The sequence below is a fragment of the Pseudomonas sp. GW821-FHT09C10 genome (assembly GCF_059418085.1).
Map to the genome: position 1 here is coordinate 413,768 of NZ_JBWKPE010000003.1, position 11,810 is coordinate 425,577.

12 protein-coding genes are annotated in these 11,810 nt (G+C 63.7%); 7 read left to right on the forward strand and 5 right to left on the reverse strand.

What is annotated here, in order from left to right:
- Positions 1 to 253 precede the first annotated feature (253 nt).
- Positions 254 to 1,564 carry an MFS transporter gene (locus tag AC07OT_RS08950; protein WP_495100484.1) on the forward strand — a complete coding sequence of 437 codons (1,311 nt, stop codon included), beginning with the start codon at positions 254 to 256 and terminating at the stop codon, positions 1,562 to 1,564.
- A gap of 66 nt (positions 1,565 to 1,630) precedes the next feature.
- On the opposite strand, the gene purT is transcribed toward AC07OT_RS08950, so the two are convergent.
- The 5 genes from purT to AC07OT_RS08975 form a co-directional block, all read right to left on the reverse strand.
- Positions 1,631 to 2,812, reverse strand: coding sequence for a formate-dependent phosphoribosylglycinamide formyltransferase (gene purT, locus AC07OT_RS08955; protein ID WP_495107906.1), 1,182 nt, complete (start codon positions 2,810 to 2,812; stop codon positions 1,631 to 1,633).
- Between the two features lie 69 nt (positions 2,813 to 2,881).
- On the reverse strand, positions 2,882 to 3,349 hold the full coding sequence (locus tag AC07OT_RS08960; protein ID WP_065924836.1) for a VUT family protein: 468 nt from the start codon (positions 3,347 to 3,349) through the stop codon (positions 2,882 to 2,884).
- A 164-nt stretch (positions 3,350 to 3,513) separates the two neighbouring features.
- A complete protein-coding gene (locus AC07OT_RS08965) occupies positions 3,514 to 3,729 on the reverse strand; it encodes a DUF1289 domain-containing protein (RefSeq protein WP_034115014.1) in 216 nt (71 codons plus the stop codon).
- Positions 3,726 to 4,250, reverse strand: coding sequence for a gamma carbonic anhydrase family protein (locus tag AC07OT_RS08970; RefSeq protein WP_027605450.1), 525 nt, complete (start codon positions 4,248 to 4,250; stop codon positions 3,726 to 3,728). The genes AC07OT_RS08965 and AC07OT_RS08970 overlap by 4 nt, the downstream gene beginning before the upstream one ends.
- 35 nt (positions 4,251 to 4,285) lie before the next feature.
- Positions 4,286 to 4,888 carry a CoA pyrophosphatase gene (locus AC07OT_RS08975; RefSeq protein ID WP_015885706.1) on the reverse strand — a complete coding sequence of 201 codons (603 nt, stop codon included), beginning with the start codon at positions 4,886 to 4,888 and terminating at the stop codon, positions 4,286 to 4,288.
- 146 nt (positions 4,889 to 5,034) lie between these two features.
- Between AC07OT_RS08975 and AC07OT_RS08980 the strand changes: the two genes are divergently transcribed.
- The 6 genes from AC07OT_RS08980 to ptsP all read left to right on the forward strand — a co-directional run bounded on the left by AC07OT_RS08980 (position 5,035) and on the right by ptsP (position 11,806).
- Complete coding sequence (locus AC07OT_RS08980) at positions 5,035 to 5,583, forward strand: NUDIX hydrolase (protein ID WP_092489929.1); 549 nt, start codon at positions 5,035 to 5,037, stop codon at positions 5,581 to 5,583.
- Between the two features lie 37 nt (positions 5,584 to 5,620).
- The gene (locus AC07OT_RS08985) at positions 5,621 to 6,124 is read left to right on the forward strand and encodes a L,D-transpeptidase family protein (RefSeq protein WP_495107907.1); all 504 of its coding nucleotides are present in this window, start codon (positions 5,621 to 5,623) and stop codon (positions 6,122 to 6,124) included.
- Positions 6,125 to 6,387: 263 nt separating this feature from the next.
- Positions 6,388 to 7,146 (forward strand): GntR family transcriptional regulator, encoded by a 759-nt coding sequence (locus AC07OT_RS08990; protein ID WP_027605447.1) that lies wholly within the window; start codon positions 6,388 to 6,390, stop codon positions 7,144 to 7,146.
- A gap of 10 nt (positions 7,147 to 7,156) precedes the next feature.
- Entirely contained in the window at positions 7,157 to 8,263 is a 1,107-nt protein-coding gene (nagA, locus tag AC07OT_RS08995) for an N-acetylglucosamine-6-phosphate deacetylase (RefSeq protein WP_065939226.1), read from the forward strand.
- Positions 8,256 to 9,266 carry an SIS domain-containing protein gene (locus AC07OT_RS09000; RefSeq protein WP_495107935.1) on the forward strand — a complete coding sequence of 337 codons (1,011 nt, stop codon included), beginning with the start codon at positions 8,256 to 8,258 and terminating at the stop codon, positions 9,264 to 9,266. Before nagA ends, AC07OT_RS09000 begins: the two co-directional genes overlap by 8 nt.
- Before the next feature lie 29 nt (positions 9,267 to 9,295).
- Positions 9,296 to 11,806 carry a phosphoenolpyruvate--protein phosphotransferase gene (ptsP, locus tag AC07OT_RS09005; RefSeq protein WP_495107908.1) on the forward strand — a complete coding sequence of 837 codons (2,511 nt, stop codon included), beginning with the start codon at positions 9,296 to 9,298 and terminating at the stop codon, positions 11,804 to 11,806.
- The last annotated feature ends 4 nt before the right edge of the window (positions 11,807 to 11,810 follow it).

The window sequence follows — 11,810 nt, forward strand, 5'->3', positions numbered from 1 at the left end:
CCGCCCACATTTTGATTTGCGGCACGCCAGTCACTTGTTGTAATTCCAAACCCCTTCCTATAATCCCTGCGGCTTACCCAAGCCCCCGCCCGACCGCGTGCTACCCGCACTCAGCGCGTCCAGGCACCGCTTTACCATGTCCGACCGGTGTTCGCTCCCATCCCGAGCCGCCCCGCGCACAACCCTGATCCAAGGGTGTTCGACCCAATAATAATCCGCGTCCAAACGCGCAATGACCGTCAGGGATACCGCCATGAGCACCACCTATAACGAGGCCGCGACCGCCGCCCCGACCAACTCGACCGCACGTGTCGCCACCGCGAGCATCGTCGGCACCGCCATCGAGTTCTACGACTTCTATATCTATGCCACGGCTGCCGCGCTGGTGATCGGGCCGGTGTTCTTTCCGCAGACTTCCGGTACCGCGCAGATGCTGGCGTCGTTCCTGACCTTCGGTATCGCCTTTATCGCGCGCCCGCTGGGCTCGGCGCTGTTCGGCCACTTCGGCGACCGCATCGGCCGCAAATCGACCCTGGTGGCCTCGCTGCTGCTGATGGGTGTGTGCACCACGCTGATCGGCTTGCTGCCCGGTTATGACAGCATCGGTGCCTGGGCACCTATCCTGTTGTGTGTGCTGCGCTTCGGCCAAGGCCTGGGGCTTGGCGGGGAATGGGGCGGTGCAGCGTTGCTGGCCACCGAGAACGCGCCGAAAGGCAAGCGCGCCTGGTTCGGCATGTTCCCGCAACTGGGCCCATCGATCGGATTCCTGGCGGCCAACGGTTTGTTCCTGATCCTGGCGATGAGCCTGAATGACGAGCAGTTCCGCAGTTGGGGCTGGCGCATCCCGTTCATCCTCAGCGCAGCCTTGGTGATGGTCGGCCTGTATGCGCGCCTGAAGCTGCATGAAACCCCGGTGTTCGCCAATGCCGTGGCGAAGGAAGCCCCGGTGAAAGTGCCGCTGGTGGAGCTGTTCAGCCAGCATTGGTTGCCGGTCCTGCTGGGCGCCGCGTCGATGGTAGTGTGCTACGCGCTGTTCTACATCACCACGGCCTTTTCCCTGAGCTACGGCGTTTCGACCCTGGGCTACAGCCGCGAGACGTTTCTGGGGTTGCTGTGCTTTGCAGTGCTGTTCATGGGCCTGGCCACACCGTTGGCGGCCTTGGCCAGTGATCGCTACGGGCGCAAGCCGGTGCTGATCGTCGGCGCGATCCTGGCGATTCTGTCGGGCTTCACCATGGAGCCATTGCTGACCCACGGCTCTACCTGGGCCGTGGCACTGTTTTTGGCCCTGGAGCTGTTCCTGATGGGCGTGACCTTCGCGCCGATGGGCGCGCTGTTGCCGGAATTGTTCCCGACCCGCGTGCGTTATACCGGGGCTTCGGCGGCGTATAACCTGGGTGGGATCGTGGGCGCTTCGGCCGCACCGTTCTTCGCGACCAAGCTGGTGGCGATGGGTGGGCTGAGTTATGTCGGTGGGTATGTGTCGGCGGCGGCGTTGCTCAGCTTGATTGCGGTGCTGTGCCTGAAAGAGACGCGGAATAATGATTTGAACAGGGTTGCCTGATAAACAGCTATCGGGGCAAGCGCCCTCCTACATTCGAGTGTGGGAGGGGGCTTGTCCCCGATGCTTTTAGAGCTCTACCACAACCGCTTGGGAAGCACGGGTCGCCTTGGCACGAGCCGCTTCAATCGACTCATCCCGCGCCAACGCCACGCCCATGCGGCGCTGGCCATTCACTTCTGGCTTGCCAAACAGACGCAACGCCGTGTCCGGCTCGCTCAAGGCCGCGCCGAGGTTGGCGAATGCGGTCTGGGTCGACTGCCCTTCCACCAAAATCACCGCCGAAGCCGAAGGCCCGAACTGACGGATCAACGGGATCGGCAGGCCGAGGATGGCGCGCGCATGCAGGGCAAACTGTGACAGGTCCTGGGAAATCAGGGTCACCAGGCCGGTGTCATGGGGGCGCGGCGACACTTCGCTGAACCACACCTGATCGCCTTTGATGAACAGCTCCACGCCAAACAAACCACGACCGCCCAAAGCCTCGGTCACCGCCTTGGCCACGCGCTCGGACTCGGCCAGGGCAACCGGGCTCATGGCTTGCGGCTGCCAGGATTCCTGGTAGTCGCCCTTCTCCTGACGGTGGCCGACCGGCGCGCAGAAGGTGGTGCCGCCGATGTGACGGACGGTCAGCAGGGTGATTTCGTAGTCGAAGTCGATAAAGCCTTCGATGATCACCCGGCCTTTACCGGCACGCCCGCCTTCCTGGGCGTAGTCCCAGGCTCTCTGCACGTCGTCGACGCTGCGCAGCAGGCTCTGGCCCTTGCCCGACGAGCTCATCACCGGCTTGACCACGCAGGGGAAGCCCAGGTCCTGGACGGCCTTGCTGTAGTCTTCGAAAGTGTCGGCGAAGTGGTACGGCGAGGTCGGCAGGTCCAGCTCTTCGGCGGCCAGGCGACGGATGCCCTCACGGTTCATGGTCAGCGACGTGGCGCGGGCGGTCGGGATCACGGTGAAGCCTTCGGCCTCCAGCTCCACCAGGGTCGCGGTGGCGATGGCTTCGATTTCCGGCACGATGAAGTGCGGTTTTTCCGCTTCGATCACCGCACGCAGGGCGGCGCCGTCGAGCATATTGATCACATGGCTGCGATGGGCAACCTGCATGGCCGGCGCGTTGGCGTAGCGATCCACGGCAATCACTTCAACGCCCAGGCGTTGCAGTTCAATCACCACTTCCTTGCCCAGCTCACCGCAGCCACACAGCAAAACGCGGGTCGCGGTTGGCGACAATGGAGTTCCGATTCGGGTCATCTCAGGTCCTCAGGGGAGCGGATCATGGGGAGAAAGGCCGGCATTTTACATGAACTGTAAAAATTGGCCTCAGTTGGCGACGGCCCGCTTGCGGATGCGCCAGGCCATGATCAGCCACACCGCCGTGACCCCGGCGAACTTCGACGCCAAGGCGGTGCCCACCACGGCAGGGGTGAGCGCACCGATCAGGCCGAAGAAGATAAAGGTATCAAGGGGAATGCTCAGCGCCGAACTTATCCACAGGCGGTCGTGGAGCGGGCGCTTGGTGATGCTGAACACCAGCCAGTCGATGCATTCCGACACCGCGAATGCCGTGGCGCTGGCCAGGGCGATGGACGGGTCCGAAGTGATATACGACAACACCAGCGCCGCCAGCATGGCGATGATCGCCCCGTGGCCGAAGCGGGTTTGCACCATGTCGCGCAGGATAAACACTAGGCCACCCCAGGCTGACCAGATGACATCCAGGTGCGGGGCGGTGGAGAAGGCGAAGTTGATCAGCACGACGCTGCTGATGTAGGCGATCAGGAAGAGCATGAGGCGAAGGACCTGTGAACAAGGGGCACAGGGTACTTCACATTTGGAAATATGTCGTCTGGGTGGACCTCATCGGGGGCAAGCCCCCTCCCACACTTAACCGCGTTTAATCTGTAGGAATGCGGTCAAAATGTGGGAGGGGGCTTGCCCCCGATGGCGATCCATCAGGCGCCGGATTTACCAGAAGCCATAAACACCAACCCATTCGCCAAAGCCCGCTCATGACACAAGCCCAACACCACCCGGCGCTCGGCGTTGTCCATGCGGCTCCAACGCGTAATCTCATCCACTGTGCGCTGGCAGCCGGTGCAGATATCGTCATCATCCAGCGCACAAATACTCACGCAGGGCGAGGCAACAGGTCGTTCAACTGCACTCATTCTTCCTGCTCTGCCAGATCCCGCGCGTAACGCTGGGCGTTATGCACATAGTGCGCAGCGCTGGCTTCCAGCATCCGCTTCTGTGCGTCGGTCAATTCACGCACCACTTTGCCCGGCGAGCCCATCACCAGGGAGCCATCGGGAATTTCCTTGCCTTCGCCGATCAGCGAGTTGGCGCCGATGATGCAGTGCTTGCCGATCTTGGCGCCGTTGAGGATCACCGCATTGATACCGATCAGGCTGTAATCGTCGACCGTGCAGCCGTGCAGCATGGCGTTATGGCCGATGGTCACGCCGGTGCCCAGGGTCAGCGGGTAGCCCATGTCGGTGTGCATCACGCTGCCGTCCTGGACGTTGCTGTTCTTGCCGATCAGGATCAGCTCGTTGTCGCCACGCAGCACTGCGTTGAACCAGACATTGGCGCCCTCCTCCAGCTTGACCTTGCCCACCAGCGTGGCATTCGGCGCCACCCAGCTGTGTGGATGGGTCTCGACGCGGGCGTCGCCCAGGCGGTATTTCATGGTTTTCCCTCACGGCTGGCCGTTCAAACGACGGCTTAGGTATTGATGAAGCTCTTGGGCGGCTGGTGCAGGCTGATCTGGGCGTCGTCATAAAGCAGGTTGATCAACTCGACGATCATGATTGCCGTCAGGCCCCAGATCTTGTATTCGCCGAAGCGATAACTGGGCACGTACCAACTGCGGCCCTGGTAATCGATGCGGTGGGTATGTTCGCGCGGGTCCTGTCGGAAAAAATCCAAAGGCACGCTGAAGACGGCGGCAATCTCGGCATCGTTGGCCAGGTACTCGACGTAGTCGGGGATCACCCCCACATAGGGCGTGACCCGGATGCCGTGCAGGGAGATCAGCGGGCTCAGCGGGCCGATGACTTCCACCAGGCCGGGGGGCAGGCCGATTTCTTCTTCGGCTTCACGCAGGGCGGTGAAGATAAGGTCTGGGTCTTCGGGGTCGCGGCGCCCGCCGGGAAAGGCCACTTCGCCACCATGGGTCGACAGGCCGCTGGCGCGCAGGGTCAGGATCAGCTCAGGTTCGTCACTGCGGGTAATCGGCACCAGCACCGCGGCCTCGGGGAAACGCCCATCGGTTTCCAGCGTGTGGGGGGTGTGATTGCTTACCCGGCGAAGTAGCTCGTCCAGCATGAGTCATCTCGGTCTGTTGGCTACCTTGCATCATGCACCAAAGCCGCCGGGCGCCCAACCCCAAAACCCGGAGCATGTCGCTAAACGACAACTTGCAGGCCCCTGCCAGCCAAGCCAAGATAGACGCACTTTCCAGGAACCCCAGCATGAATTTCTGCAGCCAGTGCGGTAAACCGGTTACCCAGCGCATTCCCGAAGGCGACGCTCGCCTGCGTTTCGTGTGTGATCACTGCTCGACCATTCACTATCAAAACCCCAATATCGTCGCCGGCACCCTGCCGGTATGGGGCGATAAAGTGCTGCTGTGCCGCCGCGCCATCGAGCCGCGCCTGGGTTACTGGACCCTGCCCGCAGGTTTCATGGAAAACGGCGAGACCGTGGAACAGGCCGCCATGCGCGAAACCCTGGAAGAGGCCTGCGCCCGGGTGCGCAACCTGAGCATTTACACCCTGATCGATGTGCCGCACATCAGCCAGGTGCATATCTTCTACCGTGCCGAACTGGTCGACCTGGACTTCGCCGCAGGCCCCGAAAGCCTCGAAGTGCAGCTGTTCGACGAGGCGGACATCCCTTGGTCCGAGCTGGCTTTCCGCACGGTCGGGCGTACCCTAGAATACTTTTTCGCTGACCGCCGCCAGCAGTCGTTCCCGGTGCGCAGCGAAGCCGTGCCACCTCTTTCCAAGCCCGCCCAATAACCATTCGGCAGCTCGTCGCCACAGGGATACCGTTTTAATGCGTTGGTTGCTTGCTCTGATCTGCCTGTGGTTCGCCACGCTTTCGCCGGCCTCTACCGTGGAAACCCTGGGCGGCAAGACGGTCGAAAAAGTCCTGGTGCTCAAGTCCGCCCACCAATTGCAGTTGATCAACGACGGCAAGCCCCTCAAGACCTATCGTATTTCCCTGGGCAAGAACCCCAAGGGCCACAAGCTGATCGAGGGCGACCGCCGCACGCCGGAAGGCCTGTACTGGATCGACTGGCGCAAGACCAGCGACCGCTACTACCTGTCCATGCACATCTCCTACCCGAATATCAGCGATGCCGCCCGCGCTCGCCGCGAAGGGGTGAAGCCCGGCAGCATGATCATGATCCACGGCACGCCCGACACCGAAGAGTACCCGGAGCAGTGGTTTCACACCCTGGACTGGACCGACGGCTGCATCGGCATGCGCAACGTCGACATGCGCGAAGTCTGGAACCTGGTCAAGGACGGCACGCTGATCGAGATCCGCCCGTAAATCTTCGACCGTTCGTAATTTAATTAAAAAATCTTTCCCTCCTCCGCCCAGGCCTGCCGGTGAATACCAATTCATCGCGCGGGCTGCGCACTTCTGCGCGCGATAAAGACCTCTCTAATACCACTTGATACCAGGCACCATTAAGGCGCCCTGAAACCGGTACTCGCACCGTTTTGGCAGCATTGACATGGTATTTAAGTGGTATTAGCTTCCGACCAATACCGGGCGACAACACTCCAATAACCGCATCGGAAACCTCATAGATGAACCCCATCCTGACGCTGCGTCCCGACGACAAACAATCCACGCCGCTGTACCTGCAATTGGCCCGCAACCTGGAAGCGGCGATCCATGCCGGCCAGTGGAAATCCGAACAGGCCCTGCCCTCGGAGCGCGCCCTCAGCGAACAGCTGAGCATTTCGCGGGTGACCGCCCGCAAAGCGTTGGAAGTGTTGTTCGCCCAAGGCCTGATCCGCCGTAGCCAGGGCTCCGGCACCTTTATCACGCCACGCCTGGAGCAGCCGCTGTCGCGCTTGTCGGGGTTCAGCGAGATGTTGCGCCTCAAGGGCTTTGTGCCCAGCTCCCAATGGCTGGAGCGCGAGATCACCCCGCCGACCCACGAAGAACTGATCCGCCTGTGCCTGTCGCCGACCGACAAGGTGGCGCGCCTCAAACGCCTGCGTAAAGCCGATGACACGGTAATGGCCATCGAGATGACCGCCATGCCCGCCTCGGTACTGCCGCAGCCGCAAGCCATCGGCCATTCGCTGTACGAATACCTGGAAGGCATCGGCAAACCTATCGTTCGCGCCCTGCAACACATCCAGGCGATCAACGCCTCGGACGAATTCGCCCGGCTGGTGGGCATCGCCCCCGGCACCGCCATGCTGCTGATGACCCGGGTCGGCTACACCGCCGACAACACGCCGATCGAAATCACCGACACCTACTGCCGCAACGACTACTACGACTTTGTCGCAGAGCTTCGCCGGTATGACTTTGCCGCCGAGTTGCGGCCTTAGAGAACTGCCCATGTCCGAAGACAATATCCTCACGCCCCACGGCTGGATGCGCGGCCGCCTGGTGCACCAGCACGGCAAGGTCATCGCCATTGAAGGCGAGCCTTGCGACCCGGCGCAAAACAATTTGCCGTACCTGCTGCCGGGTTTTATCGACCTGCATGTCCACGGCGGCGGCGGTAAAGACATCATGGAAGGCGCCGACGCCTTCGAGACCATCACCCGCACCCATGTGCGTTTTGGTACGACGTCGCTGTTGGCCACCACCATGACCGCGCCGGTGGACGAAATCTCCAGCGTGCTCGGCCAACTCGGCCGCTTCTGCGAGCAGCGTCCTACGGGCAGCGCCCGGGTACTCGGCGTGCACCTGGAAGGCCCCTACATCAACCCGGGAAAACTCGGCGCGCAGCCCAACTTCGCCCACACCGCATTGATGGCTGAAGTCGAAGCCTACCTGCGCCTGGCGCCGATCCGGGTGATCACCATCGCCCCGGAAATCGCCGGCCACGACGCCCTGATCCGCGCCCTCAGCGAACGCGGCGTGCGCATGCAGATCGGCCACACCCTGGGCAGCTATGAAGAAGGCGTCGCCGCCCTCGCCGCCGGCGCCACCAGCTTCACCCATTTGTACAACGCCATGAGCCCGTTGCATCACCGCGAACCGGGCATCGTCGGCGCAGCACTGGCCCACGCCAAGTACGCCGAGCTGATCCCGGATCTGCTCCACGTGCACCCCGGCGCCATGCGCGTGGCCCTGCGCGCGATCCCGTGCCTGTACTGCGTCACCGATTCCACCGCCGCCGCCGGCATGCCCGACGGCGAGTACAAACTGGGCAGCCACACCGTGACCAAATGCCTGGGCGGCGTGCGCCTGGCCGACGGCACCCTGGCCGGCAGCACCCTGACCATGGATCAGGCGCTGCGCAACCTGGTGAAAATCGGCCTGCCCATCAGCGAAGCCTCACAACGCCTGTCGCAATTTCCGGCGGACTACCTGGGCCTGGAACAACGCGGTCGCCTGCAACCCGGCAGCTTTGCCGATTGCGTGCGCCTGGACCGCTCCCTGCACCTCACCGACGTCATGGTCGAAGGAGAAACCATTGTCTTCAAAAATGCTTGAAGAGGCCTTGGCCTCCGGTGACGCCGTCGCGGCGCAACTGCAACGCCTGGAACCGTTGCTGGAAGAAGTCGCCGGCCGCCTGCGCCGCCAGCCGCCGCAAGTGGCGATGACCATTGCGCGGGGCAGCTCGGACCACGCCGCCAGCTATTTCGCCTACCTGGCCATGCAGCATGTCGGCATTCCGGTGGCGTCGTTGCCGATGTCGGTGGTGACTTTGTTGCAAGCACCCATGAAAGTCAGCGGCCAGGTAGCGTTCGGTTTCTCCCAGTCGGGGCAAAGCCCGGACCTGGTCAACAGCCTGCGCCTGCTGCGCAAGCGCGGCGCCTTGAGCATCTCGCTGGTCAACGCCGAAGACTCGCCGCTGGAAGCCGCCTGCGAATTCCATGTGCCCCTGTGCGCCGGGCCGGAACTCAGCGTGGCCGCGACCAAGAGCTTTATTGCCACCCTCAGCGCCAGCGCGCTGTTGATCGGCCACTGGAACCAGGAGCCCGACTTGCTGCAGGCCTGCCAGGCCCTGCCCGAAGGCCTGCGCGAAGCCGCCGGGCAAGACTGGACGCCCGCCATCGAGGCGCTGCGCGGCTGCCAGCAACTGATGGTGATCGGCCGTGGCGCCGGGTTTGCCATCGCCCAGGAAGCGGCGCTCAAGCTCAAGGAAACCTCGGCGATCCAGGCCGAAGCCTTCAGCAGTGCCGAGGTCCGTCACGGGCCGATGGCCTTGATCAATGAAAACTACCCACTGCTGGTGTTCGCCCCGCGCGGTGCCGAACAAGCCGGCCTGTTGAGCCTGGCCGCCGATATGCGCCAACGCGGTGCCCGCGTGCTGCTCGCAGCACCGGACGATATCGCCGAACGCGACCTGACCCTGAGCCGCGCCGAACACCCGAGCCTGGACCCGATCCTGGCGATCCAGAGTTTCTATGTCATGGCGGCCGGCCTGTCCGTCGCCCGAGGCCTGGACCCGGACCAGCCGCGCCACCTGAGCAAAGTTACCCGCACTCACTGAGTCGCGCTTTCCTGATGAGTACCGTGCCCATGCCCAACAACAATAATGAACTGACCCTCAACGCCCCCCTCAGCGGGCCGTTACTGGCCCTGGGCAATGTGCCTGACGACGTGTTCGCCAGCGGCGCCCTGGGCGACGGCATGGCTATCGACCCGCTCAACGATTGCCTGCATGCGCCGTGCGATGGTGTGGTCATCCATGTCGCCCGCACCGGCCACGCCTTGACGATACGCGCTGACAACGGCGCCGAAGTGCTGCTGCACATCGGCATCGACACGGTCGAATTGAACGGCGAAGGGTTTGCCCTGCTGGTCAAGGAAGGCGCACGGGTCAGCAATGGCCAGGCGCTGGTGCGCTTTGACCTGGACCGTATCGCCCGCCAGTGCAAAAGCCTGGTCAGCCTGATCATCCTCACCAATGGCGAACACTTTGAACTGCGCCCGCTGGCCGCGAAAACCGTCAGGCTGGGCGACCCCCTGGTGCAGGTTGTGCCGCGTGCGAACGCAGCGCAGCAAACGGCTGTGGATAACGCCGTCGCCGAAGCCAGCGCCAGCGTGCGCGTGACTCACCGTGGCGGCCTGCACGCACGGCCGGCGGCGTTGATTCGCAAGACCGCCCAGGGTTTCAGCAGCCAGGCGTTGGTGCACTTCGGCGCCAGGTCGGCCGCCTGCGACAGCCTGATCGGCCTCATGGGGCTGGGCATTGGCGAAGGCGACGAGGTGCGCGTGACCTGTCGCGGCAAGGACGCCGAGGCCGCGCTGCAGGCGCTGGTCGCGGCCTTGTCCGCCGCCGTCAAGGCAGAACACCACGCACCGGTCGTCGCCATGCCGCGCCGGGCAACCACGGAAGTTGATGTGTTGCAGGGCGTGTGCGCGGCACCGGGACTGGTCTGCGGGCCGTTGTTTCGGCTGGCGGGTATCGAGTTGCCGTCGGACCCCGGCCATCACGTCACTGACGAACAACTGCAACGCCTGGACGCAGCCCTGGAGCAGGTTCGCGGTGAAATCCGCAGCACCCTGGACCAGGCGCGCCAACGCAAGGCCGTCGAAGAAGAAGAGATCTTCGCCGCCCACCTGGCCCTGCTCGAAGACCCCGCCCTGCTGGACGCCGCCACCGAAGCTATCGAACACGGCAGCGCCGCTACCCATGCCTGGCGCGATGCTATCCAGGCGCAGTGCGCGGTATTGCTGGCCCTGGGCAAGCCGCTGTTCGCCGAACGCGCCAACGACCTGCGCGACCTGCAGCAACGGGTCCTGCGCGCACTGTTGGGTGAAGCCTGGCATTTCGAATTGCCTGCGGGAGCGATTGTCAGCGCCCATGAACTGACTCCTTCGGATTTGCTGCAACTGAGCGCACAACAGGCTGCCGGGATCTGCATGGCCGAGGGGGGCGCCACGTCCCATGTCGCCATCCTGGCGCGGGGCAAAGGCTTGCCATGTGTCGTCGCGTTGGGCGCTGAGGTGCTCGATGTGCCGCACGGCCAGCGCGTGGTGCTCGACGCCGGCAACGGCCGCCTGGAACTGGCCCCCAGCGCGGCGCGTCATGCCGAAGTCCACCGGATCCGCGACGCGCAGACACTGCGTCGCCGGCAGCAACAGGCCCAGGCCCAACAACCGGCGCAAACCCGCGATGGCGTGAACATCGAAGTGGCCGCCAATGTCGCCTCCAGCGCCGAGGCCCAGGTGGCCTTTGAAAACGGCGCTGACGGCGTCGGCCTGCTGCGCACCGAATTCCTCTTCGTCGACCGCCGCACCGCGCCGGATGAACAGGAACAATGCCACGCTTATCAAGCCGTGCTGGATGCCATGGGCGACAAGTCGGTGATCATCCGCACCATCGACGTCGGTGGCGACAAGCAGCTCGATTACCTGCCGCTGCCCGTCGAAGCCAACCCGGTGCTGGGCCTGCGCGGTATTCGCATGGCCCAGGTGCGCCCTGAACTGCTCGATCAGCAATTGCGCGCCCTCCTGCAAGTCAGCCCCTTGCAACGCTGCCGCATCCTGTTGCCGATGGTCAGCGAAGTCGACGAACTGCTGCAGATTCGCCAGCGCCTGGATGAGTTGTGTACAGAGCTGGAACTGAGCCAACGTCCCCAGCTGGGGGTGATGATCGAAGTGCCCGCCGCGGCGCTGATGGCCGAACAATTGGCCGAGCACGCGGACTTCCTGTCCATCGGCACCAATGACCTGTCCCAGTACACCCTGGCCATGGACCGCGACCATGCCGGCCTCGCCGCGCGTGTCGATGCGCTGCACCCGGCGCTGTTGCGGCTGATCGCCCAGACCTGCGCCGGTGCGGCGAAACACAAACGTTGGGTCGGCGTGTGCGGCGCCCTGGCGTCCGACCCACTGGCCACGCCGGTGCTGGTCGGCCTGGGGGTCAGCGAACTGTCCGTCAGCCCGCCGCAAATCGCAGAAATCAAGGATCGCGTCCGCCACCTGGACGCGGCGCAATGCCGGCAACTGAGCCTTGGCCTGCTTGACCTGAGCAGCGCCAAGGCGGTTCGCCAAGCCTGTCAACACCACTGGCCGCTGAGCTGACAAC

What these genes read in the sequence shown, in the direction of transcription:
- AC07OT_RS08980 (WP_092489929.1), top strand. Translation starts at nt 5,035, where the DNA reads ATGAATTTCTGCAGCCAGTGCGGTAAACCGGTTACCCAGCGCATTCCC.
- nagA (WP_065939226.1), top strand. Translation starts at nt 7,157, where the DNA reads ATGTCCGAAGACAATATCCTCACGCCCCACGGCTGGATGCGCGGCCGC.
- AC07OT_RS09000 (WP_495107935.1), top strand. Translation starts at nt 8,256, where the DNA reads ATGCTTGAAGAGGCCTTGGCCTCCGGTGACGCCGTCGCGGCGCAACTG.
- AC07OT_RS08950 (WP_495100484.1), top strand. Translation starts at nt 254, where the DNA reads ATGAGCACCACCTATAACGAGGCCGCGACCGCCGCCCCGACCAACTCG.
- AC07OT_RS08990 (WP_027605447.1), top strand. Translation starts at nt 6,388, where the DNA reads ATGAACCCCATCCTGACGCTGCGTCCCGACGACAAACAATCCACGCCG.
- AC07OT_RS08965 (WP_034115014.1), bottom strand. Translation starts at nt 3,729, where the DNA reads ATGAGTGCAGTTGAACGACCTGTTGCCTCGCCCTGCGTGAGTATTTGT.
- ptsP (WP_495107908.1), top strand. Translation starts at nt 9,296, where the DNA reads ATGCCCAACAACAATAATGAACTGACCCTCAACGCCCCCCTCAGCGGG.
- AC07OT_RS08985 (WP_495107907.1), top strand. Translation starts at nt 5,621, where the DNA reads ATGCGTTGGTTGCTTGCTCTGATCTGCCTGTGGTTCGCCACGCTTTCG.
- AC07OT_RS08960 (WP_065924836.1), bottom strand. Translation starts at nt 3,349, where the DNA reads ATGCTCTTCCTGATCGCCTACATCAGCAGCGTCGTGCTGATCAACTTC.
- AC07OT_RS08975 (WP_015885706.1), bottom strand. Translation starts at nt 4,888, where the DNA reads ATGCTGGACGAGCTACTTCGCCGGGTAAGCAATCACACCCCCCACACG.
- purT (WP_495107906.1), bottom strand. Translation starts at nt 2,812, where the DNA reads ATGACCCGAATCGGAACTCCATTGTCGCCAACCGCGACCCGCGTTTTG.
- AC07OT_RS08970 (WP_027605450.1), bottom strand. Translation starts at nt 4,250, where the DNA reads ATGAAATACCGCCTGGGCGACGCCCGCGTCGAGACCCATCCACACAGC.